Source organism: Mesorhizobium sp. M0761 (genome assembly GCF_040320205.1).
GTDB lineage: Bacteria > Pseudomonadota > Alphaproteobacteria > Rhizobiales > Rhizobiaceae > Mesorhizobium.
Genome location: NZ_JAMYPF010000007.1, coordinates 161,433 through 186,048, shown reverse-complemented (window position 1 = coordinate 186,048; position 24,616 = coordinate 161,433). Strand labels below are relative to the sequence as shown.

The 24,616-nt window shown below is 62.5% G+C and carries 23 protein-coding genes, 3 tRNA genes and 1 pseudogene; 15 read left to right on the top strand and 12 right to left on the bottom strand.

The features are described from left to right. Nucleotides 1-123: 123 nt before the first annotated feature. A tRNA-Pro gene (locus NKI32_RS14450) sits at nucleotides 124-200 on the bottom strand. Nucleotides 201-251: 51 nt separating this feature from the next. Continuing rightward, nucleotides 252-1,436 (bottom strand): flavin-containing monooxygenase, encoded by a 1,185-nt coding sequence (locus NKI32_RS14445; protein ID WP_023826949.1) that lies wholly within the window; start codon nucleotides 1,434-1,436, stop codon nucleotides 252-254. 173 nt (nucleotides 1,437-1,609) lie between these two features. Between NKI32_RS14445 and NKI32_RS14440 the strand changes: the two genes are divergently transcribed. Together NKI32_RS14440 and NKI32_RS14435 are read left to right on the top strand one after the other, a co-directional pair. Then, complete coding sequence (locus NKI32_RS14440; protein ID WP_023670294.1) at nucleotides 1,610-1,915, top strand: ETC complex I subunit; 306 nt, start codon at nucleotides 1,610-1,612, stop codon at nucleotides 1,913-1,915. Nucleotides 1,916-1,975: 60 nt separating this feature from the next. Beyond that, nucleotides 1,976-2,052: transfer RNA gene (locus NKI32_RS14435), tRNA-Arg, on the top strand. A 20-nt stretch (nucleotides 2,053-2,072) separates the two neighbouring features. On the opposite strand, the gene NKI32_RS14430 is transcribed toward NKI32_RS14435, so the two are convergent. Beyond that, nucleotides 2,073-2,146 (bottom strand) — tRNA-Cys (locus NKI32_RS14430). Nucleotides 2,147-2,276: 130 nt separating this feature from the next. Here NKI32_RS14430 and NKI32_RS14425 point away from each other — a divergent pair. Next, a complete protein-coding gene (locus tag NKI32_RS14425) occupies nucleotides 2,277-2,612 on the top strand; it encodes an antibiotic biosynthesis monooxygenase family protein (RefSeq protein WP_031195175.1) in 336 nt (111 codons plus the stop codon). Continuing rightward, nucleotides 2,612-3,501, top strand: a pseudogene (locus NKI32_RS14420) (alpha/beta fold hydrolase). The gene NKI32_RS14425 and the pseudogene NKI32_RS14420 overlap by 1 nt, the downstream one beginning before the upstream one ends. Before the next feature lie 46 nt (nucleotides 3,502-3,547). On the opposite strand, the gene NKI32_RS14415 reads toward NKI32_RS14420, so the two are convergent. From NKI32_RS14415 to NKI32_RS14390, 6 genes are all read right to left on the bottom strand, one after another. Beyond that, the gene (locus NKI32_RS14415; RefSeq protein WP_353002909.1) at nucleotides 3,548-4,132 is read right to left on the bottom strand and encodes a LysE family translocator; all 585 of its coding nucleotides are present in this window, start codon (nucleotides 4,130-4,132) and stop codon (nucleotides 3,548-3,550) included. A gap of 137 nt (nucleotides 4,133-4,269) precedes the next feature. Beyond that, nucleotides 4,270-5,076 carry an ABC transporter permease gene (locus NKI32_RS14410; RefSeq protein ID WP_023695543.1) on the bottom strand — a complete coding sequence of 269 codons (807 nt, stop codon included), beginning with the start codon at nucleotides 5,074-5,076 and terminating at the stop codon, nucleotides 4,270-4,272. Then, nucleotides 5,076-5,909 (bottom strand): ABC transporter permease, encoded by an 834-nt coding sequence (locus NKI32_RS14405; protein ID WP_353002880.1) that lies wholly within the window; start codon nucleotides 5,907-5,909, stop codon nucleotides 5,076-5,078. The genes NKI32_RS14410 and NKI32_RS14405 overlap by 1 nt, the downstream gene beginning before the upstream one ends. Before the next feature lie 21 nt (nucleotides 5,910-5,930). Continuing rightward, nucleotides 5,931-7,046 (bottom strand): ABC transporter substrate-binding protein, encoded by a 1,116-nt coding sequence (locus NKI32_RS14400; protein ID WP_353002879.1) that lies wholly within the window; start codon nucleotides 7,044-7,046, stop codon nucleotides 5,931-5,933. Nucleotides 7,047-7,129: 83 nt separating this feature from the next. After that, nucleotides 7,130-8,221, bottom strand: a complete 1,092-nt coding sequence (locus NKI32_RS14395; RefSeq protein ID WP_023727814.1) for an ABC transporter ATP-binding protein — start codon at nucleotides 8,219-8,221, stop codon at nucleotides 7,130-7,132. A 103-nt stretch (nucleotides 8,222-8,324) separates the two neighbouring features. Further along, entirely contained in the window at nucleotides 8,325-9,221 is an 897-nt protein-coding gene (locus NKI32_RS14390) for a LysR substrate-binding domain-containing protein (protein WP_023705214.1), read from the bottom strand. 83 nt (nucleotides 9,222-9,304) lie between these two features. Between NKI32_RS14390 and NKI32_RS14385 the strand changes: the two genes are divergently transcribed. Together NKI32_RS14385 and NKI32_RS14380 are read left to right on the top strand one after the other, a co-directional pair. After that, a complete protein-coding gene (locus tag NKI32_RS14385) occupies nucleotides 9,305-10,906 on the top strand; it encodes a zinc-binding metallopeptidase family protein (protein ID WP_353002878.1) in 1,602 nt (533 codons plus the stop codon). 19 nt (nucleotides 10,907-10,925) lie between these two features. Then, nucleotides 10,926-11,858 (top strand): dimethylarginine dimethylaminohydrolase family protein, encoded by a 933-nt coding sequence (locus NKI32_RS14380; RefSeq protein WP_023693913.1) that lies wholly within the window; start codon nucleotides 10,926-10,928, stop codon nucleotides 11,856-11,858. Nucleotides 11,859-12,182: 324 nt separating this feature from the next. Here the strand turns inward: NKI32_RS14380 and NKI32_RS14375 are convergent, their stop codons facing one another. From NKI32_RS14375 to NKI32_RS14365, 3 genes are all read right to left on the bottom strand, one after another. Then, the gene (locus tag NKI32_RS14375; RefSeq protein WP_353002877.1) at nucleotides 12,183-12,368 is read right to left on the bottom strand and encodes an FCD domain-containing protein; all 186 of its coding nucleotides are present in this window, start codon (nucleotides 12,366-12,368) and stop codon (nucleotides 12,183-12,185) included. Between the two features lie 212 nt (nucleotides 12,369-12,580). Beyond that, complete coding sequence (locus NKI32_RS14370) at nucleotides 12,581-13,003, bottom strand: hypothetical protein (RefSeq protein WP_023684778.1); 423 nt, start codon at nucleotides 13,001-13,003, stop codon at nucleotides 12,581-12,583. Between the two features lie 130 nt (nucleotides 13,004-13,133). Beyond that, nucleotides 13,134-13,685 (bottom strand): cytochrome c, encoded by a 552-nt coding sequence (locus tag NKI32_RS14365; RefSeq protein WP_031201257.1) that lies wholly within the window; start codon nucleotides 13,683-13,685, stop codon nucleotides 13,134-13,136. A gap of 482 nt (nucleotides 13,686-14,167) precedes the next feature. Here NKI32_RS14365 and NKI32_RS14360 point away from each other — a divergent pair, with 482 nt between their 5' ends. From NKI32_RS14360 to NKI32_RS14320, 9 genes are all read left to right on the top strand, one after another. Then, complete coding sequence (locus NKI32_RS14360) at nucleotides 14,168-15,730, top strand: DUF2778 domain-containing protein (RefSeq protein WP_502897952.1); 1,563 nt, start codon at nucleotides 14,168-14,170, stop codon at nucleotides 15,728-15,730. Nucleotides 15,731-15,903: 173 nt separating this feature from the next. Continuing rightward, entirely contained in the window at nucleotides 15,904-16,689 is a 786-nt protein-coding gene (locus NKI32_RS14355) for a ThuA domain-containing protein (RefSeq protein ID WP_023701869.1), read from the top strand. Nucleotides 16,690-16,792: 103 nt separating this feature from the next. After that, a complete protein-coding gene (locus tag NKI32_RS14350) occupies nucleotides 16,793-17,851 on the top strand; it encodes a Gfo/Idh/MocA family protein (protein ID WP_353002875.1) in 1,059 nt (352 codons plus the stop codon). A 21-nt stretch (nucleotides 17,852-17,872) separates the two neighbouring features. After that, nucleotides 17,873-18,274 (top strand): GFA family protein, encoded by a 402-nt coding sequence (locus NKI32_RS14345; RefSeq protein ID WP_352497189.1) that lies wholly within the window; start codon nucleotides 17,873-17,875, stop codon nucleotides 18,272-18,274. A gap of 196 nt (nucleotides 18,275-18,470) precedes the next feature. Then, nucleotides 18,471-19,136 (top strand): hypothetical protein, encoded by a 666-nt coding sequence (locus NKI32_RS14340; RefSeq protein WP_023670314.1) that lies wholly within the window; start codon nucleotides 18,471-18,473, stop codon nucleotides 19,134-19,136. A 7-nt stretch (nucleotides 19,137-19,143) separates the two neighbouring features. Then, nucleotides 19,144-21,822, top strand: coding sequence for an OmpA family protein (locus NKI32_RS14335; protein ID WP_353002874.1), 2,679 nt, complete (start codon nucleotides 19,144-19,146; stop codon nucleotides 21,820-21,822). Nucleotides 21,823-21,833: 11 nt separating this feature from the next. Continuing rightward, on the top strand, nucleotides 21,834-22,328 hold the full coding sequence (locus tag NKI32_RS14330; protein WP_023670316.1) for a Rab family GTPase: 495 nt from the start codon (nucleotides 21,834-21,836) through the stop codon (nucleotides 22,326-22,328). A 3-nt stretch (nucleotides 22,329-22,331) separates the two neighbouring features. Next, a complete protein-coding gene (locus NKI32_RS14325; RefSeq protein ID WP_023821290.1) occupies nucleotides 22,332-23,402 on the top strand; it encodes an adenylate/guanylate cyclase domain-containing protein in 1,071 nt (356 codons plus the stop codon). A gap of 144 nt (nucleotides 23,403-23,546) precedes the next feature. Then, nucleotides 23,547-24,614 (top strand): cyclic nucleotide-gated potassium channel, encoded by a 1,068-nt coding sequence (locus NKI32_RS14320; protein WP_023684786.1) that lies wholly within the window; start codon nucleotides 23,547-23,549, stop codon nucleotides 24,612-24,614. Nucleotides 24,615-24,616: the final 2 nt, after the last annotated feature.

Genomic DNA, 24,616 nt, shown 5'->3' with positions numbered 1-24,616 from the left:
TGTAGGGTCCGATCGGCGAGCGGCTGCTGCTTGGGCAATGCGTGCCGCCATGCGCTACCGGCGAGGCAGCCATTGGCGACCTTGGGAGTGACCTTGGGCAAGGACTGGCTTTGTGGGAAAAAATGGTCGGAGTGGAGAGATTCGAACTCCCGACCCTCTGGTCCCAAACCAGATGCGCTACCAGGCTGCGCTACACTCCGAGGCCCTGCGGCGTATACGGTTCCGGACCCTGTCGCGCAACCCCTAAAACATCAAACGGGGCTTGGCGGTCTGCGCTCCCGCGCAATCCTGGCTGCGATCGCCTTGGCCTGGATGCGAGCATTGGCGAAGCAGCCGCGGATGCTTGGCCGCATGCCGGTGAACCACAGGCCCGGCAGTTTCGGGTCGCTGTCGGCGCCGTTGAACAGCGGCACGCCCTTTTGGTCGAGCACGCCGAGCCTGCCCAGCATGGCCTCGAGCCCGGTGCGGTAGCCGGTCGCGGCGATGACGATATCGGGCTGGATCGTCGCGCCATCGTCGAAAACGACCGTGTCGCCGGTAAATTCCCGCACGGTTGGCAGCACGATGATCCTGCGGTCCTTGATGGCATCGACGGCGCCGTCATCGGTCGCGATGGCGGTATAATCCGACGCCAGCCGGCTTGCGCCGCCCGAAGGCGTCGGCGGCAGGCCGTAGGCCGTGAGGTCGCCGAAGGCCCATCGCTGCGTCGCCGCCATCACCGCATCGGCGAGCTTGAACGGCAGCCGCGCCAGGATCGGCGAAAACCGGTGGACGGCGATCTGGCCGAGGCGCTTGGGCAGCAGTGCCGGACCGTTGCGCGCCGACAGCCAGATCTGTCCCGCGTCGGCTGCCACCAGGTGATTGAGCACGTCGAAGCCGGAATTGCCGGCGCCGACGACCAGCACTTTCTTGCCCGCATAGGCCTTGGCGTTACCGAATGCGGCCGAATGGATGATGCGTCCGGCAAAGGCCTTCATGCCTTTCCAGGCCGGGATGAAGGGCTGCCGGTCGCGCCCGGTGGCGATGACGACATGGCGCGCCAGCCGCGGCCCGGCACTGGTCCGCACAAGCCAGTGGTCGCCCTCGAAGCCAATCTCCTCGACCGCGATGCCGAACTCGACCGGCAGCCGGTGCATGGCGTGGAATTCGTTCAAATGGCCGATGATGGTGTTTCGGTGCGGAAAGGCAGGGGTGCCGGCAGGAAAGGAAACGCCCGGCAGCGCCGAAAGGTCGCGATGCGTGTTGAGATGCAGTCGCTCGTGCCGCCCGTGCCATGGCTCGGCCAGCCGGGCTTCCTTTTCCAACACCATCACAGGCACGCCGGTCTTGAGCAGCGCATGGGCTGCGGTCAAGCCGGCTGCCCCGGCGCCGATCACGATCGCGCCGTCGAAAATCGCTTGGCTGTCGGCCTCGGCGTGCAAAATCCCTGCGTCCATGCCTCTTTGTGTCGCCATCATGACCATGACTTTTGATGCTACGCCAGTGTATCGGGCCGATGCCGCTGCCGAAGCGGCCTGGTTGCAGGCCGCTTCGGCCTTGCCGTCGGCAGTGTTGCACAGTATTGACTGAAATAAGGCGGCGCTACCGCCAACGCAGCTACGAGGTGCCCATGTCCGCGCGAATTTTCAGCCCAGCCAAAACCGCGATGCAGTCCGGCAAGGCCAAGACCGGCCATTGGGTGCTGGAATTCGATCCCGCCCAACGCAAGAAGATCGACCCGCTGATGGGCTACACCACATCGGGCGACATGCTGAGCCAGATCAGGCTGACCTTCGACACCAGGGAAGAAGCGGTGGCCTATGCCGAAAAGCAGGGGCTGGCCTTCCGTGTCGAGGAGCCGAAAGAGACCAAGCGCCGGCAGATTTCCTATGCGGAAAATTTCCGCTATGACCGCAGGATACCCTGGACGCATTGACCGGCGGTCAGCGCCTGGCACATAGACACCAGCCGGCCAAGATATCAAATGCCGGCCAGCGGTCCCGTAGCTCAGCTGGATAGAGCACCGGCCTTCTAAGCCGATGGTCACAGGTTCGAATCCTGTCGGGATCGCCAACAACTTCAAAGAGATAGTGTGGAGGCCTGAGTGGGAATTGAACCCACTACGTCGGTTTTGCAGACCGATGCGTCACCGTCCCGCCCTCAGACCATGGCTCCTTGTGCATTGACCGCGACAGCTAGTCAACTTGGCCGGCCTCTGCTCGCAGGTTCGGACCGCGATCCGGCTGCCACCAGTCGAGATGTTCGGAACGCGGCTCGCGTTCAGGCGTTTGTTGCTGATGGCACCGACAACCCCGACCATTGCGCGCATCTGGCGCGGCAGGACCTTGCCCGACAAGGCCGACGCCTATGAGCGCTACAATTACGAGGCTGGTATCAAGCCGCTGATCGAGAAAGCGCTGGGCGTGCAGACTTTTCGCGAGGACACGCCGACGCATTCGGAATTCATCACCATCTCCTATTGGGAGAGCGTCGAGGCGATGGCCGCCTTTACCGGCGGCGATCCGCAAAGCATCCACCATCTCGACCGCGACAAGGAGTTCCTGATCGAATTGCCGAAGGGTGTCCAGGTGCTGCGAATCCGTTCCAGCCACGGAATGGTTGGCGGCAGCTGATGTTTGCGGGCTTTGACGCCAGGACCGTTCAAATGGAGGAGACATCGATCTTCGTCAGGGCCGGTGGCTCAGGGCCGCCGCTGCTGCTCCTGCATGGCTTTCCCGAAACGCATGTTATGTGGCGGGACATCGCCGTGGCATTGGCGCCGCACTTCAGCGTGGTTGCCGCCGATCTGAGAGGCTACGGACAAAGCGCCTGTCCGGCTTCCGGAGCCAATCATGCCGCCTATTCCAAACGAGCGATGGCGCGCGACATGGTGCAGGTTATGGACGTTCTCGGTTTCGACCGTTTCATGGTTGCCGGCCACGACCGTGGCGGTCGCGTCGCCTACCGGCTGGCGCTCGACCATCCCGAAACCGTGTCGAAAGTCGCCGTTCTCGACATCGTCCCCACGACCTCCGCCTGGGATCGGGCCGATGCCAGGTTGGCGCTGGCCTTCTGGCCGTGGAGCCTGCTCGCCCAGCCGGAACCGCTGCCTGAGCGCCTGTTGTCCGCAGCACCCGACGCAGTTGTCGACAATGCGATCGCCGGCTGGGGCTCGGCTCCAGATGCTTTTCCCGCTGAGGTCAGGGCCGCCTATATCGAGGCGCTGCGTGATCCCGCCCATGCCCACGCCATCTGCGAGGAATATCGCGCCGCCGCAGGCATCGACCGCGAGCACGACGCGCAGGACCAGGCTAATGGCTGTCGCATCAGATGCCCGCTGCTTGCGCTCTGGAGCGGCGAGGGCGGGTTGGAGAACTGGTATGCGGAGGAGGGCGGCCCGTTGGCGATCTGGCGGCAATGGGCTGATAACGTCGGAGGCGGCTCGGTCAAGGGTGGGCATTTCTTCCCGGAAGAGCACCCGAAGACACGGCTGCAAGGCTGTCGAGATTCTTCGCAAGCTGACTGCGGACCGATTGCTAAAATCCGGGCCTGTGTGTTCCTGTGTCGACTATCTCAGATGGCCGAGGGATTGCAGGATCAAAGTGCTCGAAAGACCAAGCAGGGCGATACCGTAAAACCGGTCGATCCACACGGCGTTTGGCCCAGCCAGAAGCCTTGCAGCCCGCGCGCCAAGGGCTGCGTAAAACGTCAGCACAAACACATCGGCAAGCGCGGCGATAATGGCCAGGATGCCATACTGGATCGCGATCGGCTCATCCACGCGGACAAAATGCGGCAGGATCGCGGGGAAAAGCAGCCAGGCCGCCGGATTTGTGACCGCCACCAGGAAGCAGCGCCCAATGAGTGCCTTGGCTGAATGGCGTGTTTCGGGAAGGTTAGGGTTGAACGAAGGTCGGGATGCGGCGCGCAGGGTACCGATGGCGACGAAAAGCAGATAGCCCGCGCCGAACATCCTGAGAGCCGAGAGATAGAATTCCGAAGCCAGCAGAAGAGCGCCGAAGCCCAGCGCGACGATGCTGATAAGAACGAAATCAGACAGTACGACGCCGGCCATGCCGAGAAACGCGCGTCGAAAACCGTAGCGGGAGCCGTTGGTGATGGCGAGCACGACGTCCGGTCCCGGAACCGCCATTCCGAGCACCGACACGAAGGCAAATGTCACCAGCGGCAGGTTTCCCATGACGCCGCGTAATGTACCCGGCGCTCACCGTCCGTAACGCCCTTCACACAGCGGCTTGGCTATCGCCGATTGTTGTTGGCCACCTTGGCTCAGTGCCCGCCGCGCATCTTCACCACCACAGTCCTCACCGCCAGCACCAGCACAGTGATGATGATCAGGATCACCGAGAGCGCGGCGATCGCCGGGTCGATGTTGTCGCGCAGGCCCATCCACATCAGCCGCGGCAGCGTGATGGCGTTGACCGAGGTGATGAACAGGGTGACGCCGATCTCTTCCCAGGACAGCACGAAGGACAGCAGCGCGGCGGTGACGATGCCGAACTTGATGTTGGGCATGATGATGCGCGTGGCGCGTTCCCACACGCCGGCGCCAAGGCCGCGCGCGGCAAGGTCGATGCGGCGGTCGAGCTGGCTGAGCGAGACCAGGATCAGCACCGTGGCGAAAGGCACCGTCATCACCGAATGCGCCATGGCGACGCCGAGCCAGGTGTCGTAGCCGAAGAACGAGCTCATGCCCGAGATCGACGTCAGCAGGAAGTAGAGCGTGATCGCCGAGACCACCGGCGGCACCACCATCGGCAACAGCACGAAGCCGACAAGGGTGGCCGTGAAGCGCGGCTGGAACATCCAGACGCCAAGGCTGAAGCACAGCGCCAGCACGGTCGAGATGACGCTGCTGACGATGCCGATGCGGACCGACAGCAGGATGGCGTCGAGCCAGCGCGGATCCTCGATCAGCGCGCGGTAGTGGCGCAGCGACAGTTCGCCCGTCGGCATAGCCAGCATGCGGCTTGGCGTCAGCGACACCGGGATGACCGCCAGCAGCGGCAGCAGCAGGAACAGCGCCACCAGCACGGCGAGGATCAGCGAGACGGGACCGGGGCGATAGGTCGGCATCAGATCAGCTGCTTCGGTCTGACATAGCGGAACAGCAGCGCCATGAGCGCGCCGACGAACAGCACCAGCACGACGCTGATCGCCGCACCCAGTCCCCAGTCGGGGCTTTGGAATATCCTGAGGTAGATCAGCTCGGCGATCATCACGCTGCGGCCGCCGCCGAGGATCGCCGGCGTGACGAAGAAGCCGAGCGAGAAGACGAACGCGATCATCGCCGAACCGATGATGCCGGAGCGCGTCATCGGCACGAACACGGTCCAGAAGGTGCGCATACGGCTGGAGCCGAGCCCGCGCGCCGCGAGCAGCACGCGCTCGTCGAGGCTGCGCATGGCGGAGGCCAGCGGGAACACCGCGAAGGGAATGAGGAAATGCGTCATGCCGACGATGACGCCGAACTCGTTGCGCACCAGCGCCAGCGGCTCGGAGATGAAGCCGATCGATTGCAGCCAGGTGTTGATCAGGCCGCGGTTGGACAAAAGCGCCACCCAGCCGAAGGCGCGGGTAAGCACCGAGATCCAGAAGGGGACGAGAATGCAGAATTCAGCGATTATGCGCTGTGCCGGGCTGCCGCGCACCCACACCATGGTGATGGCGTATGCCGCCGCCACGGAAACCACGGTGACGATCAGCGCGATGCGCAGCGTGCGGATGAACACAGACTGCACCAGGGCATCGGTGGCGAGCGCGCCATACTGGCCGAGCCCCGGTGTCGGCAAGGTGACGCTCCACTTGACGACGCCGAGGAACGGCCAGGCGTAGGCCAGCACAAGGAACAGGAGCAGCGGCGCCATCAGCACCGCCGCGCCCATCCTGTCGGAGAGGGTGCCTCTCATCGAAGCTCGTGCCCCGCCTGGTCAGGCCGAGATGATCTTGGTGTATTCGTCGAGTGCTGCCCCGTAATTCTTGGCGTACCAATCCATGTCGAGCGCGATCTGCTTCTTCATGTTTTCGGGATCGACCGGGTTGATGCGCTTCTTGTCGGCGGGGATCAGCGCGTCGGCGGCCGGATTGGCCGGACCTTGACCAAGCTTGTCGAACATCACCAGTTGCTTCTCCGGATCCTGGGCGCTGGCGATGAACTTCATCGCTGCGTCCTTGCCGCCGGGGTTGCCCTTGAGCACGGCCAGCGCGCCGGGCGAAATCAGGCCCTGATCCCAGATGAACTTGATCTTGCCGCCCGAGTCCTGCTCGATCAGCGAGGCGCGGGTCGACCACACGATCGCCATCGAGGCTTCGCCGTTGAGCAGCACGCTCTGGCTCTCGGCGCCGCCGCCCCAGTAAGCCACGACGTTTTCCTTGAAGGCGGCGATCTTGTCATGCGCGCGCTTCAGGTCGAGCGGGTAGAGCGAGGTCGGCGCGATGCCGTCTGCGAGAAGTGCGGCTTCCCAACTCGACACGCCCCATTTGTAGAGCGAGCGCTTGCCCGGAAACTTCTTCACGTCGAAGAAGTCGGCCATGCCGGTCGGCGCGTCCTTGCCGTATTTCTCCGAGTCATAGGCGATGACATAGGAGAAGAAATAGGTCGACGCCGCGTATTCCCAGCCGAACCCCTCGCGCATCTTCTTCTTGTCGACGACGGCGTAGTCGATCGGCTCGAGCGCACCCTGCGCGCCGAGCGTGATGGCCGAGAACGGGTCGACGTCCACAAGGTCCCAGGTCGGCGCGCCGCTCTTGAACTGTGCGGCAATCGCGCCTTCGGTCGGGCCTGAACCGTCCATTTTGACGGCGATGCCGGTGTCCTTGGTGAAGGCCTGGCCATAGGCGGCGTCATAAGCGGTGAGGGCATCGCCACCCCAGTTGACCAGCACCAGTTCCTTGGCTTGTGCAAAGGCGCCGGTCGAGCGCAGCAGCATCGGCGTGCCGGCCAGCACGAAGGCTGCAAGCTGGGTGAATTGCCGGCGCGAAATCTCGCCGCGCACAGCCCGGGCGGATAGCCCGTCCATGGCTTGTTTTTTGCTTTGGTCTGTCATTTTAGTTCCCCTTTTTCGTTGTTGGTTCCGGTGGTTATGGCGCGCTCCAGATTCTTTGCTGGAAGACTTCGCCGTTCTCGTCGTCATCCTCCGTCCGGAAGGAGGAAACCCTTTTCCGCCGGCCAGGTCAGCCAGACGGAATTGCCTTTGCTGAGTGCAGCCGCGGCGACCTCGTTCGGCACCGAGACGGTCACCTTGGCGCCCTGGCGCGTCGTCAGATCGAGTTTGGTCGCCGCACCCAGATAGGTCGAGCCGATGGCGGTGGCGGCGATGCCATTCTCGCCGGCGGCGGCTTCGCGCGCGATCGACATATGCTCGGGCCGGATCGCCAGGATCGCATCGCCACGGACTTTCTCGGCCTTGCAGAGCATGTTGACCGCGCGGTCCTCGCAGAGGCCCGTCGAGCCATTGTCGGCGGGCTTGACCCCCTTCAACGGCAGCATGTTGATCTCGCCAAGGAACTCGGCGACGAAGCGGTTGTCCGGCCGGTCGTAGACCTCGTCCGGCGCTCCGACCTGCAGCAATTTTCCGTGGTTGAAGATGGCGACGCGCGACGACAGCGCCAGCGCCTCGCTCTGGTCGTGGGTGACGAAGACGAAGGTGGTGCCGGTCTCCTGATGCAGCCGCTTCATCTCGGCCTGCATCTGGCCGCGCAGGCTCTTGTCGAGCGCCGAGAACGGCTCGTCGAGGAGCAGCACGCCGGGTTCGAACACCAAAGCGCGGGCCAACGCCACGCGCTGCTGCTGGCCGCCGGAAAGCTGCGCCGGCAGTTTCGTCTCATGGCCCTTGAGGCCGACGCGCTCGATCATCTCGGCAACGCGGCGCTTGATCTCGGAAGCCGATTTCTTGCGTACCTTGAGCGGGAAGGCGATGTTGGCCTCGACCGACATATGCGGAAACAGCGCATAACCCTGGAACACCATGCCGGCGGCGCGCTGCTCTGCCGGCCGATCGGTGATGTCGAAACCGTCGCTGAAAAGCTTGCCGGCGGTCGGTTGCACGAAGCCTGCCAGGATCATCAGAAAGGTGGTCTTGCCCGAGCCGGAGGGGCCGAGCAGCGTCAAAAACTCGCCGCGGCCGATATTGAGCGTCAGGTCGTCCAGCGCCCGGAACGAGCCGAAGCTCTTGCCGATCCCGATTGCCTTGATCTCTGCGGCCCGGCCGGGTTGCTGCATCCTGCCTCTTCCTTGATCGTGGCTTGAGCGTAGGGCAGTGCGCCGGCTCACCGCAACCGAATAGTTTTCGCCTGATCGGCAAATTTGATTCACGGATGGGAGGCTAGTACGGGCTGATCCGGTTCTCCGACAGCTTCGACCTCAACCAGCCATTGAATGCTTCCAGCACCGGGTGGCTGGCCTTGGCATGTTCCGACACCAGGAAATACGAGCGCGGCGAGGGGATCGCGATGTCGAAGGGGCGCACCAGACGGCCTTCGCTGAGCGCGCGGCGGCTGGTCAGTTCGTCGCCCATTGCGATGCCTTGTCCGGCGATCGCCGCGGAGAAGACGAGGTTCATGTCCGAGAAGAAGATACCGCTTTCGGTGTCGGGGTTTTCCACCTTGGACAGCGCCAGCCAGCGCGCCCAGTCCTCGGTGTCGCCGAGATGCAGGAGATTGGCGCGCAGCACGTCGGCCGGTTTTGAAAAGCCGCCGACCTTGTTGAGCAGTGTCGGGCTGCAAAGTGGCGTGAACGAGATTTCGCACAGCAACTCCACCGAGCGGTTCGGCCAGTTGCCGACGCCGAAGGCAATGAAGGCATCGGCGTCCGGATTGCTGACATCGTCCAGCCGCCGCGGCGTCAGGATCGACAGCGCCACGTCTGGATACATCTGCCGGAACTCGCCGATGTGCGTGCACAGGAACAGAGAGGCGAAGCCCGGCGTGCAGGAAACGGCGAACGAACCGCCGACGCCCGTGCCGGCCTGGCGCGTCACCGCATCGCCGAGCACCGTCAGCGCCTTTCTCACATCGGCGGCATAGCGCTGGCCGCGCGGTGTCAGCGCCACGCCCTTGCCGATGCGCTCCAGCAGGTCGAAGCCGAGGTCGCGTTCGAGCAGCCGCAACTGATGGCTGACGGCGCTGCGGGTGAGGTGCAGTTCGTCGGCGGCGCGCCAGACGCTGCCGTGACGGGCAAAACTGTCGAGGGCGCGCAGCGCCTGTGTGGAAGGTATTCGCAAGAGGCCTCAGGTGAACCGAATTTGCATGAACCGGAAAAACATATCACTTTTTGCAATGCCGCTTCACTGCTTTCTTGGGCCGCATGGAGAAACCGGTGACGACCTCGGCGCAAGCCACCGCGCTTGCCTGTCTCGATGGCATCCAGCCGTCGCTGTCGGCGTGGACGCGCACCATTTTCGATTTCGGCGAAACAGCCTGGCGCGAATACCAGTCGGCGGCCTGGTATGTCGCGCGGCTGAAGCATGAGGGCTTTTCGGTCGAGGAAGGGTCGGCCGGCATGCCGACCGCCTTTTGCGCCCACTGGACGAACGGCCCGGGGCCGACCATCGGCATGTACGGCGAATACGACGCCGTGCCCGGCAACTGCCAGGACGCGGCAACGGTGAAGCGATCGCGGCCGGGCCTCGGCAGCGAGGCCGGCGGCCACACCGATCCGCATTCCGGGCTTGGCATTGCCGGCCTCGGCGGACTTCTCGCCACCAAGGCGGCAATGCAACGCCACGGCATCGAGGGGACGTTGCGCTTCACCGGCGAGCCGGCCGAGAAGGTCAGGGGCTCGAAGCCGATCCATGCGGCCAAGGGCTACTATGACGGCCTTGCCGGCATGATCTCCTTCCACCCCTTCTATATGCTGCCGCTCTGCAACACGGCGCGCTGGGACACGCATTGCGGCGCGGCCTACGCGATGATCTACCGTTTTGTCTGCGACGAACCCGAAAACTGGGTTCGCGCAAGCGATGGCGCGCCGATCCCGCAGGCGCATTCGGCGGTGCGGGCGCCCGGTGCCAATGACGCGCTGATGGCGATGTACATGACCTCCAAGGCGCTGCGCGATTCCATGCTGCCCCACCAGGGCGGCTGGTCGATCAGCGAGGCGATCCTCACCGCCGGGCAGGCGACCGCCGACAATCTGCCGGCGGGGCTGGCCGAGATCCAGTACATGATCCGCGTGCCGACCATTGCCATGGCAGAGCAGGTCACCGCGGTGCTCGACCGTAATGCGGCCGCGGCCGCGGCGATCAGCGGTTGTCGCTATGAGCGCCATTGGGTGTCGAAGTCGAGGCCGGGCCTCGCCAATCACGCCATGGCGGGGATTGCCTGTGAGGCGCTGTCCACCGTTGGCGCTCCGAGCTGGGACGAGGCGGCGAAAGCGATCGGTCGCGAGGTCCAGGTCAATGCCGGCGGCACCGCGACCGACAACCCTTTCATCGACGAGATGGAGCGGCTGGTTGCGCCGCAAGAGGCCGAGGCAATCCTGCGCCGCGATTTGCCTCCGTCGCAGATCAACTCGACCTCCGACGACTACACCGACATGTCGTGGCACACGCCGACCGCACGCTTCTATGTCGCCCGCCCGGCGCTGCGCTCGGCGAATGGCCATGCCTATCCATCCTGGGCGATGAACGCGCTGGGCGGTATCTCGGCCACCATCGACCCGATGGTCATTTGCGCCGCCAAGACGGTTGCGCTTGCAGCCCTCCGCCTGCTCGAGGACAAGTCCGCGCGCGATGCGGCCATGGACGAATTCGTCACCCGCACCGGCGGCGGCATTGGTGGCTCCAACTGGATCGCGCCGCTTTGCGACTATGACCCGCCGATCAATTTCCGCTGGCCGGAATATGTCACCACCGCGCGCGGACGCGATTGGTGGATTCCGAGCAGCCAATCCAATCAAGCTGCATAGTCAAATCGAGGAGAACCTTATGACCGTCCATGATCGCATCGTCGCCGAACCGTTCTCGCTGCAGCGCCGCAATCCCGCCGGCGGCACCAAGCCGCTGACATCATGGGGCTTTGCCAACGAGACCGACGTGCTGACAGACGTGTTGCTCGGCTCGCCAAACTTCCTGCGCCACCTCTCGACCAGCTCGCTGTCGCGCAAGCATTTGCGCGAAGCGCCCTGCAACGTTCAGATCGCCCAGGCGCAGCACAAGGACCTCGTCGCCGCCTATGAGCATTTCGGCGTCAACATCCACTGGCACGAGCCGACGCCGGAACTGCCGATGCAGGTCTATTCCAGAGACTCCAGCGTCATGACGCCCTACGGCGCCTTCATCACCGCCATGGCCAATTGGTGGCGGCGCGGCGAGAACTATGCCGCCATCCGCACCTATGAAAAGCTCGGCATCCCCATCTACGACATGGTCACGGCTGGTACCTTCGAAGGCGGCGACTTCAACGTCATCGAGGAGGGCGTGGTGCTGATCGGCTGCGGCGGCGCCCGCACTCAGGAAGAGGGCGCCCGCCAGGTGCAGGACTGGTTCGAAAAGGAAGGCTGGGAAACGCGCCTCGCCTTCATCGACGAATATTACGTCCATATCGACCTGATGGTGGTGCCGATCGCCGAGAAGCTCACCGCGGTGTGCCTCGCCTGCACCGAGCCCGGCATCGTCGACTGGCTGAAGGGCAAGGGCCACGAGATCATCGACGTGCCCTTCCAGGACACGATGGCGCTCGGCTGCAACTTCATGTCGCTGGGCAAGGACAGGGTCATCGCGCCGACGTCGAGCCAGTCGCTGATCGGCCAGCTCAAGGCACGCGGCTTCGAGGTTGCTGCCGTCGACATGAGCGAGATTTCCAAGACCGGCGGCGGCATTCACTGCATGGCGCAGGCGCTCAAGCGCGAGCCGGCGTAACGGCACGAATTGCCGCCGGGACCTGTGACGGACTGCTGCCAGATTTGACAAAACAGGCCTGGCAGAGGAAATTGATGCCATTAGAGGAGGGATTCTGTGAAGAAAACTTACGAAAAGCCGAGTCTGGCCAAAGCCGGCAAACTCGGATCGCTGGTCGCTTCAAACCCGTCGAAGCCCGCCCCCTGAGCGCAACCAGCCGCTGAAGGCCGAAATTCGGTCGTCCTGGTTATCGGCGACCGGATCGCGCTGTATGATTGAAGGGAGCCCGCCGGCTTTGAACGGCGGGCTTTTTGCTTTGCGCCAGAGCGCTGCCGCGTCTGCCGGCTAGTCGAATCTGCCCGAACCTGAATTGAACTTGCTCCGGGCGTTTTCCAGATGCGCCCGCATCGCTTGGCCGGCCGCTTCCGGGTCGCGGCGCTCGATCGCCTCGAACACCGCCTGGTGGCCGGCAAAACTCGTGCGGTTTCGATCTCCGTATTGGCCACGTGGATGCGCTGATTGATCAGCCATTCGACCTAGCCGTTGATTTTGAAACCAAGCCAGCTTCCCCAAAAGATCATGCCCAAACAAAGCCATAGCGCGAAGACCACATGCGCGCCGTTCCCGCCCGCCCGGCGATCAGGGAGTGGCTGGCGTGAGATGGCCGCGCTGACGACGGAACGAGATCGCCTCGTCTGGCCGGCCGGACTCGCGACGGCGTGGTCCGGCCGGAATTCCATCTGCTATGCGGGTATCAATACGGCGATGCGATGCACGCCGACCTCCTTGCTTGTATTCGTCGCTTCATCGGTCTTGCCCTTGGAGCAGGTGTACATATCACCCGTCTTGAGCTTGAATTCCTTGTCCGCTTTCTTGATCGTGAATGCACCTGAGGTAATGGTGCACACCATGTCGTTGTCCATCACGGTTTGAGGAGCATGTGCTCCGGGCTGAAACACAACGTCGATAATTGCGATGCTCTTGTAGGCGGGAATGTCTGCATTGCCGGTGCCGACCTCCACCACCCTGACACCGGGCGCAATCTCCTTGCCCTCTTTCGGGCCGTATTTCTTGATTTTTGCCGATGCCGCCAAGGTGAACAAAGGCGCTACCGCGGCGGTCGTCAGACCGAGGGCAATTGCAGACCTGCGATTCATGGTTTTCATTGCATCCTCCCGATGCTCGTCATGCATGGATATGCATGACTTCGATATATTAGCACGAACGAATTTACTTGTATGCAAGCGGCTGGGGCGCAGGCCAGCAAAGGGTATCGCTCCGGCGGGTAAGTCTATTTCACTGCAGCTTCCGCCGGAACTTCGAATGACAGCTCGAGCAATCCTGCAGGATCAGGTGCAGGAGATGCTCCGCCGGCACTTTGGTAGGATCGACTTCCACGGTGCTCGGCCGCTTGCCGAGCAGGCTGCCGCCGCCCATTGCCGGGCCGGTGCCCATGCGCATGTCATCAGTGATGACGGCCGGCGCGCTTTGGGCCTTGGCGGCCAGCGCGCGCGCCAGCGCCCCGATATGATTTGCCAGCGCCTCGAATTCCGCCCGTGACTGATCGATCTCCAGCCTGGCCTGCGACGGCGGTCCAAGCGAGCCGCTCGGAAATTCGGCAATCAGGGCAGGGCCGGTGCGAGCGCGCAGCGTGTCCGCTGCCGCCTTGAAGGCTGCGGCGTCATAGGGTTGCCTGCGGTCGAACATGCCGGCAATGGTTTTCGCAGCCGCCGCCATCTCCTTCATCGACGCCTGGCGGGCCGCGACCATCGGTCCGCCGCCGACGGAGGCGGCCATCGTAAGGGCACAGACCAGCCACAGCAGCGCCGCTTTCACAGTCCATCTCACGGCGCCATGTCCTTGCCCCATCCATCTGTGATCAGCCAGCCGCAGCAGGGGTTCGACCTGCAGTCGGATTCTTCGGTCGTGATGCCGGTTCTCATCGGTAAATTTCCGTCGCCGGAAGTCTCCGTCTCTGAGCGGATAGACCTTCCAGCCACCGGAAGGTCAACTGATTGAGAAGCCCGATCAGCGGGCAATCAGCACAGGCTTGCAGCAAGCTGACGCAGCGTTTCCTTGACTTGGATCGCAAAAACGGGCAGCAAGGCGGGGGTGAGGGAGAGCATTCTACCGTGGCGCAGACCATGGAGTGCTCTTTTTTTCGTATCAGGCGCCGCATAATCGGTGGCTGATGGAGGGATTGGTTAACCAACTTTGTCCATCTTTTGATTCAATCGGCAACAGACGCGAAAGGTGCAGGGGGCACCAGCGAACTGTGGATGTCACGGATGCGAGGGTCGCAAGCCTGCATGCCGATTGAGAGTGGTTGTATGGCGTTTTTGCGTTTGAAAGACCGAGGCGACACTCCTGAACGGGGTTTGACTTCGAAGAGATCCGGCCAGCGCTGGGTGGTGGTGCCGGTTGTCGGCGCGGCCTTGGCGCTATGGTCGGTGGCAACCATGGCCGGCCTCTATTCGCTCGGTACCTCGCTCACCGCAGCCTCCAACAGCCTTCCGCACAGTCTGCTTCTGCCGAACGCAGCACTTGCCGATTCGCGCCGCAGCCTCGCCAATTCGTGGGCGCCGCGGCTTTCGGCGCAAAAATCACAGGCCTCGCTGCTCAGCCAATGCGACGCCGGCTGCGCGCATGCCGCCGCGAACTTCGCGCATGACGGCAAGATGGCGCGGCTGAAGCCGGCCACGCACGCTGTGGCCCCGAGCAGTGTCGCCTCAAACATTGCGCCAAACACCAGCGTCGCTCTCGCCACTTCGCGCGGCATGCGCTTCGACGGCGTGGTGGCCAAGGCAGAGCTGTCGCCGCAAAAGCTGGCTGCCGCCTTCGCCAAGGCCTCGAATGCGCCGTTCATGCTTGCCAGCCTTCCGGTCGCTGCCCGTTTCGCCGAAGTCCGGCTGCCCGATCAGCATGGCCCCGCTTCGGAACGCTTTGGGCCGGAAGTGGCTGAGATCGAACGCTCGTCGCGCCTGGCGCTGGCGCTGGCCAACAGCTTGCCGGAAGACGCTGACATGCTGGCGCCGCCGCCCGCCGTTGCAGCAATCGCCGGTGCGCAAGATCCTGGGCAGGCCGAGGTTCAGGTCGCCTCGCTGCCGCCGCAGGACGATCTGCCCGACAACATTGCGTTGCCGGGTTGGCGTCCACGCGCCGAAACCGCTCAGCCTGCCGAGGCTCGGCAAGCCAGCAAACCCAGGGCAGCCAAGCCACAGACCGACAGGACGGCCGAGAGCCCCGCACCCCAGTCGTCGGGAAATTCGTCGCCGCGCTCGCCACGCAGTACTTCGGAGGTCGCCGCACTGCCTGGCGTGCCAGACAGCCAGAGCATCCAGTCAAGCCGGATCAAGCCTGGCAAACGGTCGAAGACACAGGCCGGCGAGATGCTGGCCTATGCCAAGCCGGACGCCCCGGCGGGCGGCGTCGGTCGCGCCTTCAAGGATCTGTTCGCCACGCCCGGAATGGGCGGCGGCGTCGCCGTCTACGATATCTCGGCCAAGACCGTCTATATGCCGGACGGCTCGCGGCTGGAGGCCCATTCGGGGCTGGGTTCGATGGTCGACCAGCCGCGCTTCGTGCACAAGAAGAATGTCGGCCCGACGCCGCCCAACACCTATGATCTGCGACTGCGCGAATCCCGCTTCCATGGCGTCGAGGCGCTCCGTCTCACTCCCGTCAGCGGCGGCAACAAATACGGCCGCGACGGCCTGCTCGCCCACACCTACATGCTGCGCGGAGGCCGTGCGGAGTCCAATGGCTGCGTCGTCTTCAAGGACTATGCCCGCTTCCTTGCCGCCTACAAGAAGGGCAAGATCAAGCGCCTCGTCGTCGTGCCGCGCCTGACCAAGCCGCTGACGCGGGTCGCTCAGGAAGGCCGGGGAGCGTAAGGCAGTAGGCAGTAGGCAGTAGGCAGTAGGCAGTAGGCAGTAGGGCCCAGGAGCGTCCATCGCCTGTTCCTTGTTTTTCTGCCCCTATAGCCTATTCCCCACTGCCTATTCCCTTTTGACCCCCAGGCAGACTATGAGTGACCGCTGCGGGTCGGCTTCACCACGAGGACATCATGACAATACGCGCTGTCGTTTGGGGCGAGAACATCCATGAGCGGACCAATGAGGTGGTCGCAGCCCTCTATCCCGAGGGCATGCACACGACCATCGCCAAGGCGCTGAATGCCGACAAGGCGATCTCCGCCTCGACCGCCACGCTCGAGCAGCCGGAGCACGGCCTGCCGGCCGACCGTCTGGCCGAGACCGACGTGCTGGTCTGGTGGGGCCACAAGGATCATGGCGCGGTGGCCGACGAGATCGTCGAGCGCGTCGCCCGCCGCGTTTGGGAGGGGATGGGGCTGATCGTTCTCCATTCCGGCCATTTCTCGAAAATCTTCAAGCGGCTGATGGGCACGCCCTGCACGCTGAAATGGCGCGAGGCGGGCGAGCGCGAGCGGCTTTGGGTGACCAGTCCCAGCCATCCGATCGCCGAGGGCGTCGGCGAATATTTCGAGCTCGAGAATGAAGAAATGTATGGCGAGCAGTTCGCCGTGCCCGAACCGCTGGAGACCGTCTTCATCTCCTGGTTCCAGGGCGGCGAGGTGTTCCGTTCTGGGCTGACCTATCGCCGCGGCGCCGGCAATGTCTTCTACTTCCGCCCGGGCCACGAGACCTATCCGACCTATCACGACGCCAATGTGCACAAGGTGCTGCGCAATGCGGTGAAGTGGGCGCACAATCCGCAGGGCACCAAGTCGGCGATCCTCGAGGCGCCGAACGTGCCGGTCGAGAAGGCGCTGGAGCCGATCGTCGAGCGCGGCGGCAAGCTGCACGCTTCGGGCGAGGCCGGCTTCCGCTAAAGCAAAATCCAGGAAAAAAGGCGTAGCGGTTTTCCGCATGGGTTTCCTAGACCGTATCTGCGCCATATGATTGAATCGAACCAATTCGCTCGGAGTGCAGAGAATGCGGCTTTTGATACTGGGTACCGGCTGGATGGCGCAGGAGCATGCCCGCCGCTTCGGCGGTATCGACCGCGTCGAGATCGTCGGTGCTGTCGACGTCGATGAAAAGCGCGTTGGCGAATTTGCCGACGGGTTCAAGATACCGAAGCGATTCACATCGCTGGAAGACGCGCTGGCGTGGGGCGAGTTCGATGCGGTCGCCAACGTCACGCCCGACCGCATTCACCACCCGACCACCATGGCGCTGATCGCGGCCGGCAAGCCGGTACTGTGCGAAAAGCCGCTGGCCGAAGACTTCGGCAAGGCAAGCGAGATGGCCAAAGCGGCTGAGGCCGCCGGCATCGTCAACATGGTCAACCTCACCTATCGCAATGTCGCTGCCTTGCAGAAGGCGCGACAGATGGTGCTGGCCGGCGAGATCGGCACCGTCCGCCACGTCGAGTCCTCCTATCTACAGAGCTGGCTGGTCTCGAAATTCTGGGGCGACTGGCGCACCGACCCGAAATGGCTGTGGCGGCTGTCGCGCGACCACGGCTCCAACGGCGTGCTCGGCGATGTCGGCATCCACATCCTCGATTTCGCCAGCTATGGCGCCGCACTCGACGTCGACCACGTGTTTTGCCGGCTGCGCACCTTCGACAAGGCGCCAGGCAACCGTATCGGCGAATACGACCTCGACGCCAATGACAGCTTCGCCATGACGCTGGATTTCTCCAACGGCGCCTTTGGCGTCGTTCACGCCAGCCGCTGGGCGACCGGCCACATCAACGAATTGCGCCTGCGCATCTATGGCGACAAGGGCGGCATCGAAGTCGTGCACAATCTCGAGGGTTCGGAACTGAAGGCGTGTGTCGGCGAGGATATCGAGAACGCCAAATGGCAGGTGCTCGACGCCGGCACGGTGCCGACCAATTACCAGCGCTTCGTCGATGCGGTTCGCAGCGGCGTGCAGGCCGAGCCTTCATTCCACCATGCCGCCGAACTGCAGAAGGTGCTGGATCTAGCCATGGTTTCGGAACAGAAGCGGACGGAACTGAGGGCCAGCGCCGATACGCAGTGATGTGAAGAGGAGGAAGAAACAATGGTCACGCGCCGCGCGCAATGTCTCTGCGGCCAGCTTTCAGCCGTCTGTTCGGGCGAGCCGGTGCGCATCTCGGTCTGCCATTGCCTCGACTGCAAGCGCCGCACCGGCAGCGCCTTCAGCTACAATGTCCGGTTTGCGCAAGCTGATGTATCGATCGAGGGGCGGGCGAAGCAGTTCACGCGCGCCGGCGACGAGGGCGGCCGCGTCATCTACAATTTCTGTCCGGAGTGCGGCGCCGCCGTCCACTATCGCATCGACACGCAGCCCGGTTTGATCGCCATTCCCGTCGGCGCCTTCGCCGACCCGTCGTTCCCGCCGCCCTTCCAGTCTTTTTACCACGAAAGCCGTCGCTGTGAGTGGGTCGAGATCAATGCCGAGCCGCTGGCGACGTTCGACTGAAGGCCGCTTTTTGAATACCCGGAACCGTCCGCACGCTCCGCGCCTTTAAGAGGGCATCGCCCCTGATTGCCATTGCCGAGCCGTTAGCCACCGCGCTCGGCTGCCCCATGAATAGGCATAAGTCAAGACGAATCCGGCTTGCGGCCCGATTGCTGACATGCTTACCTGACGGCATGTGTTCAATGGGGGTATATGGATGGCTAAGGAATCTTCGAATTCCGCTTCTTCAGAAAAGAAGGCGGATGTAAATCTGATAGGTAACACAGAAGGAAACGGGCTGAACTTCATGGGAGTTCAGGCCCGCGAAAACGGAACCGCCGGCGACGCCGTCGGTGTCGACAAGATCCGTGACCTGCTGTTCGGCAACCAGATGCAGGACTATGACCGCCGTTTTTCCAAGCTTGAAGAACGGGTGTTGCAGCGCTTCAAGGATGTTGAATCCGAGGCCAAGCGCAATCTCGAAATGTACGAGTCGAATGCAAAGAAGCAGATCGATTCGCTTGCAGGGCAATTGCGGAGCGAAAAAGATTCACGAGCCGATGCCGACAAGGAGATCGACCGGAATCTTCGCGAGCAAAACCAGGCTCTTGAAAAGCAGGTGCGCACGTTGTCGGATCAGTTAAGCGCGCTCGAGCGCGATGTTTCGGACCGGATAAATCGAAACGATCATTTGCTGCGTGAGGAAATCAAGCAGAAGAATGAAGGCGTTCAGATGCTGATCGAGAAGATGTTTGCCGACCTCAGCAACGTCAAGACCGACCGAAATCTTTTGGCTGGCCTGTTTGTCGAGGTTGCAAAGTGTCTCAATCAGGATCCCGTCGGGAGCAAGAGCAACTCGGACCGTAGCTGGAAAGTGAGTTGATGGGACCTTGACGTCCACCGTCGACCCATTCAACCTTCCGCAAAGAACAGCCTCGAACGATACAGAGATTGATCGCGAGGCTCTGGCTCGTCTTTTGATCGAAATTGCCCGGAACGTTGATCCGGACTACCGTGCGCAGTTCGAGGCGGTTCCAACCGCCGATCCGCGCATGGAAACGCTGCGGCAGTTGCTGGTCAGCCGCGAAATCTCCGAGCTTTCACGCGTCACGCATCTGCTCGACGAACCCGAGCAGCTTGCGGCGGCCGTGGGCGACGTTCTTCCCAGTGCTGCCGGACGAGCGCCTTACGCGCAACTCGGCGAGGCGCTTGCGCCAGCTGTCGAACGGGCTGTGCAACGGTCGATCCAGAAGAGCCCGCGCACGCTGACGGACATATTGTACCCGGTGTTTCTGCCGGCAATTCGCAAGTCGATCGGCGAAAAGATCGACCAGACCTTTCAGTCGCTGAATGAAACTCTAAGGCACATATTCACCTGGCACGGGCTCAAGTGGAGACTTGAAGCCTGGAGAACAGGGGCAAGCTTCTCGGCAGTTGTTCTGAAGCATTCCCTTGTCTACCGTGTGGAACATGCGTTTCTCATTCATCGGAATTCCGGCCTTTTGATAGCGCATGTAACGGCCGACAATGCAACGAGCGAAGATCCTCAGCTCATTTCTTCGATGCTCAGTGCGATTCAGGATTTTGTAAAAGACTCATTTAACGAGAAAGAGCAGAGCGGCCTGGACACAATCCGTTTCGGCGAGCTTCGTCTCTGGTCGGAAGTTGGACCGTTTGCGACCCTGGTTTCGGTGATCCGGGGAAATCCGCCGGAGGAATTGCATGAAATCGTTCGCGATGTGTTGCTTCGCATCCATGAGGAAAGCTCACAGGCCTTAGAGCAGTTTGACGGCGACGGTTCGCAGCTGGCCAGCGTAGAGGCGCAGTTGCAGACCTGCGTCGAGCTGAAGCAGGAGGAATCAAACGACGGATTTCCGTGGCTGGTGGCGGCCGTTGCCCTGCTGCTTTTGAGTCTGGCAGGCGGTTGGTACTTTCTTTCCTGGCAATCAGCGCAGCGCTGGCAGGCTTACGTGTCGCGCTGGCAGGCTTACGTGTCGCGAGTGGAGGCCCAGCCGGGCATCATCGTTGCCGAACAGCAGGTACGCGATGGCCAGTTCTATATTGCCGGCCTGAGGGACCCGCTTGCCGTCGACCCGCAGTCGCTGTTGTCAGGCACGGGAGTCGATCCGGCCGGGGTTCATTCGCAATGGCAATTTTATCAGAGCCTTGAGCCGGAGTTCGTGCTGAAGCGGCTGACGGCGTCGCTGGCTCCGCCGGATTCAGTGCGACTTTCGATTGTCGATGGCCGCATCGTCGCCGAGGGTGAGGCTCCCGACACCTGGATCAGCCGGGCGCGCGCGGCGGCCCAGCAGCTTTCGGCAGGCGGGCCGGTCTTCGATATCTCGGGGGTTCGTGACGTAAGTCCCCAAGTGCGCGAGGCGGAGCGCTGGCACGCCTATGTGTCGCGACTGGAGACCCAGCCGGGCATCATCGTTGCAGACCAAAAGATAAGCGACGGCCAATTCTATATTGCCGGCCTGCGAGACCCGCTTGGCGCCGATCCGCAGTCGCTGTTGTCGGGAACAGAGGTCGATCCCGCCCGGGTTCATGCGCAGTGGCAGTTCTATCAGAGCCTTGAGCCGGAGTTCGTGCTGAAGCGGCTGACGGCGTCACTGTATCCGCCGGAAACAGTACGACTTTCGATCGTCGATGATCGCATCGTTGCCGAGGGTGAGGCTCCCGACACCTGGATCGATCGCGCGCGCGCGGCGGCCCGGCAGCTTTCGGCAGGCGGACCCGAATTCGACATCTCCAAGGTTCGTGACGTGAGCCCCGAAGCACGCGCGGCGGAGCACTGGCAGTATTATGTGTCGCGACTTGAGGCCCAACCGGGAATCATCGTCGCCCAACAAACGGCGAGGGGCGGACATTTCTATATTTCCGGCTTGAGAGACCCGCTTGCCGCCGACCCGCAAGCCCTGCTGTCCGGAACGGACGTTGATCCTGCTCGCGTTCATGCACAGTGGCAATTCTATCAGAGCCTTGATCCGAAGTTTGTGGTGAAGCGGCTGACGGCGGCGCTGTCCCCGCCGAAAACCGTTCAGCTCTCGATCATCCAGGGTCGCATTGTGGCCGCGGGTGAGGCTCCTGCCGGCTGGATCAACCGCGCGCGGGCCGCCGCTGAACAACTTTCGGCGGACGGAGTGGTTCTGGATGTCTCGCAGCTGCGTGAGCTGAACCTCGCAGAACTTAATCATTTGAGGCAGGCGATCCAGACGACCGATATTTTCTTCTCTTCCGGCAAGGTTGTGCCGGGACCCGAGCAGACGCCGGTTCTCGACAGGTTGGCGGATCAAATAAAGGAATTCGCCCAGAGTGCCCGCAATTCCGGCGTAACGGCGCGGTTCATGTTGACCGGGCATTCGGACACCACGGGCCGTGAGACGGCCAACGCGTCGATCAGCGCCGCCCGCGCCGAGACAGTTCGTGCGCTTCTCAACAAGCGCGGCGTTGCTCCCGAACTGCTGCTGGTTCGGGGCGCGGGCACTTTTGAGCCGGCTGTACCTGAAAACAGTCTAACCGGTAGCTCCACCAATCGCCGGGTTTCGATTACGGTAAACCTGGACTAGCGGAGCCCAACATGTTGCAAAAAAAGATCTGCATGCTGGGCGGCTTCGCCGTCGGAAAGACGAGTCTGGTCCGCAGGTTTGTGCAGAGCATCTTCTCAGAAACCTACTTGACCACCGTCGGAGTGAAAATCGACAAGAAAAGCGTCGCGCTCCCGGACAAAACCGTGGATCTGATTTTGTGGGATTTGGCCGGCGAGGACGATATCGGCTCATTCCGCGTCAGCTATGTTCGAGGTGCAACCGGGCTCGTGCTAGTCGTCGATGGAACCCGCGCTGCTACTCTTGCCGTGGCACTCACGCTGCGCGAACGGGTCGAGGCCGAATTCGGCGCCATGCCGTTCGTATTGCTGTTCAACAAGTCCGATCTGGCCGATCGGTGGGCGATATCGGATGGTGAGATCAACGAGTTGAGGCAACGTGGATGGCAAATCTATCTAACAAGTGCGCTTTCGGGCGAGCAGGTCGATGACGCCTTTCGTCAACTTGCCTTGATGGTCACCAAATAGACCATGCATGAATTGCCAAAAGAAGTCAGAAATTGGTTTTTCAATTTCTTCTTCGACGGGCACGCTGTCGCTTATCTGAAAATCGACGCTGAGCTTTGCATAGCTGCCAAGGGCGGTAATGTTGAACATTACGGGCTGTCATCGCTTCGCATCGGCAAGCCTGTTGCGGAGCAGCTTGAATTCATGGAAGGTTTGCTGCCTTGCCCGGAGCTTCCGTTTCGCATGGACATGGTTGAACTGCCCGGCGGGCGTGTCGCCGACCTCCATTTTTTTGCTGACAATGCGTTCGTGTGGCTGCTTTTTCTGGACGCCACTGCCGAACGAGACAACAGGCAGCGGCTTCAACAGAAGGCCTATGAAATGACGCTCCTGCAAGAGAGGGAGCGTCAACTCAATGAAAAATTGCAATCGACGAACGAGGCGTTGAGGAAGAGCCAGGAGGGATTGGCGCGTGAATATCAGCGCGCCGAAAACCTGCTCCTCAACATTCTCCCGGCCTCGATCGCGGAGCGATTGAAAGCGCAAAAGAAAATTGCCGACAACCACGCAGAGGTGAGTGTGCTTTTTGCCGACATCGTCGGTTTTACGGAACGAGCGCGCAGCGTCGGAGCGGTGACGACGCTCGCTATTTTAAACTACTTCTTCAAGGCGGCGGATCGGCTCTCTGAGCGATACGGCTGCGAAAAAATCAAAACAATTGGCGATTGTGTGATGGTGGTCGCCGGCCTGCCCACGGCGCGATCCGATCATGCAAAGGCCCTCACGCGCTATGCGATTGAGCTGCGCAAAGCGGTCAAGCGGGAACGCTTCGCAGGAGAACCGATAAGGCTGAGAATTGGAATTCACTCAGGACCGATCGTCGCCGGCGTCATAGGCAAGAGGCGGTTCGCCTATGACCTGTGGGGTGAGACCGTTAATCTCGCCTCACGTATTCAAACGTCCGCGGAGCCCGATGAAATCCGTATTTCCGATGCAACTTGCCAACTGCTTGGACCGAAATTTGCTTGCGACCCACTCGAGGAAACGGAATTGCGCGGTGCGGGTCGCGTGCGAATGTGGCGGCTCCCGAGCTGATCCGTCGCCTGCGGTGCGACCGTGGAGCGCCGATAGCGACGCCCGAAAGCCATTGGCGTGACCTGATCTTGCGATCGCAAAGCACCCTTTGCGCTTGCCCGGAAGGCCTCTATTCTGGAGCACAGTGGCCGCTGGTGGGATAGAATGTCGGTACTGCCTTTTCTGAGAATCTACGCACCGCTAAATGCGGTGCTCGCTGCGCCTGGGCTTCTGGCGGTGGCTGCGCTCACGATGCCGAACATGTCCGGACGAAGCAGACTGGCTCTGGCTGCCGTGCTCGCTGTCATTTGGGCCGCCTATCTTCTGCAGATGGCCGAGACCCTGCTCAAGCGCTGGGCGGGAGACCTCAGGGACAGGACGCCGGCAATCGCGATCGATGTGCTCGCGGTTTTGGTTCCAGTCGCCGCATTTCTGCTCGACGGCACGCCCGACCGGAGCCTCTACTGTGCTGTCTGGCTGCTGAAGCCGCTGCGCGACTCGACCTTCTTCCCGCTGCTTGGCAGGGTTCTGGCCAACGAAGCGCGCAACCTGGTCGGCGTCACCACGGTCTTCGGCCTGGTTCTGTTCGGTGTCGCACTCGCGGCCTATGTCATCGAGCGCGACGTCCAACCGGAAAAGTTCGGCAGCATCCCCGAGACAATGTGGTGGGCGGTGGTCACGCTGTCCACTACCGGCTATGGCGACGACATTCCGCAAAGCTTCGCCGGCCGCGTCCTTGCCGGGGCTGTCATGATGTGTGGCATCGGCATCTTCGGGCTCTGGGCCGGCATTCTTGCCTCCGGCTTTTATCAAGAAGTCCGTCGCGAGGATTTCGTCCGCAATTGGCAATTGATTGCCGGCGTTCCGTTGTTTCAGAAGCTTGGCCCGGCCACGCTGGTCGAGATCGTGCGCGCGTTAAGGCCTCGCACGGTGCCGGCGGGCGCCGTGATCTGCCGCAGTGGCGAGACCGGTGATCGGATGTTCTTCGTCGTGGAGGGCCGCGTCAGCGTCGCGACGCCCAACCCGGTGGAGCTTGGCCCTGGCGCCTTCTTCGGCGAGATGGCGCTGATCAGCGGCGAACCGCGTATGGCGACCGTCACTGCCGCGACTTCTGTCTCACTCCTGTCGCTGCACGCGGCGGATTTCCAGATGCTGTGCAGCAGTAGCCCGGAAATCGCGGAAATCATCCGCAGGACCGCGCTCGAGCGGCGCGGCGCGGCGCCGGTGGCTTGACC

Coding starts and splice junctions, on each gene's coding strand:
- NKI32_RS14445 (WP_023826949.1), bottom strand. CDS start 1,436: ATGGACGCAGGGATTTTGCACGCCGAGGCCGACAGCCAAGCGATTTTC.
- NKI32_RS14440 (WP_023670294.1), top strand. CDS start 1,610: ATGTCCGCGCGAATTTTCAGCCCAGCCAAAACCGCGATGCAGTCCGGC.
- NKI32_RS14425 (WP_031195175.1), top strand. CDS start 2,277: ATGGCACCGACAACCCCGACCATTGCGCGCATCTGGCGCGGCAGGACC.
- NKI32_RS14415 (WP_353002909.1), bottom strand. CDS start 4,132: ATGGCGGTTCCGGGACCGGACGTCGTGCTCGCCATCACCAACGGCTCC.
- NKI32_RS14410 (WP_023695543.1), bottom strand. CDS start 5,076: ATGCCGACCTATCGCCCCGGTCCCGTCTCGCTGATCCTCGCCGTGCTG.
- NKI32_RS14405 (WP_353002880.1), bottom strand. CDS start 5,909: ATGAGAGGCACCCTCTCCGACAGGATGGGCGCGGCGGTGCTGATGGCG.
- NKI32_RS14400 (WP_353002879.1), bottom strand. CDS start 7,046: ATGACAGACCAAAGCAAAAAACAAGCCATGGACGGGCTATCCGCCCGG.
- NKI32_RS14395 (WP_023727814.1), bottom strand. CDS start 8,221: ATGCAGCAACCCGGCCGGGCCGCAGAGATCAAGGCAATCGGGATCGGC.
- NKI32_RS14385 (WP_353002878.1), top strand. CDS start 9,305: ATGGAGAAACCGGTGACGACCTCGGCGCAAGCCACCGCGCTTGCCTGT.
- NKI32_RS14380 (WP_023693913.1), top strand. CDS start 10,926: ATGACCGTCCATGATCGCATCGTCGCCGAACCGTTCTCGCTGCAGCGC.
- NKI32_RS14375 (WP_353002877.1), bottom strand. CDS start 12,368: ATGGCTGATCAATCAGCGCATCCACGTGGCCAATACGGAGATCGAAAC.
- NKI32_RS14370 (WP_023684778.1), bottom strand. CDS start 13,003: ATGAAAACCATGAATCGCAGGTCTGCAATTGCCCTCGGTCTGACGACC.
- NKI32_RS14360 (WP_502897952.1), top strand. CDS start 14,168: ATGGCGTTTTTGCGTTTGAAAGACCGAGGCGACACTCCTGAACGGGGT.
- NKI32_RS14355 (WP_023701869.1), top strand. CDS start 15,904: ATGACAATACGCGCTGTCGTTTGGGGCGAGAACATCCATGAGCGGACC.
- NKI32_RS14350 (WP_353002875.1), top strand. CDS start 16,793: ATGCGGCTTTTGATACTGGGTACCGGCTGGATGGCGCAGGAGCATGCC.
- NKI32_RS14345 (WP_352497189.1), top strand. CDS start 17,873: ATGGTCACGCGCCGCGCGCAATGTCTCTGCGGCCAGCTTTCAGCCGTC.
- NKI32_RS14340 (WP_023670314.1), top strand. CDS start 18,471: ATGGCTAAGGAATCTTCGAATTCCGCTTCTTCAGAAAAGAAGGCGGAT.
- NKI32_RS14330 (WP_023670316.1), top strand. CDS start 21,834: ATGTTGCAAAAAAAGATCTGCATGCTGGGCGGCTTCGCCGTCGGAAAG.
- NKI32_RS14325 (WP_023821290.1), top strand. CDS start 22,332: ATGCATGAATTGCCAAAAGAAGTCAGAAATTGGTTTTTCAATTTCTTC.
- NKI32_RS14320 (WP_023684786.1), top strand. CDS start 23,547: ATGTCGGTACTGCCTTTTCTGAGAATCTACGCACCGCTAAATGCGGTG.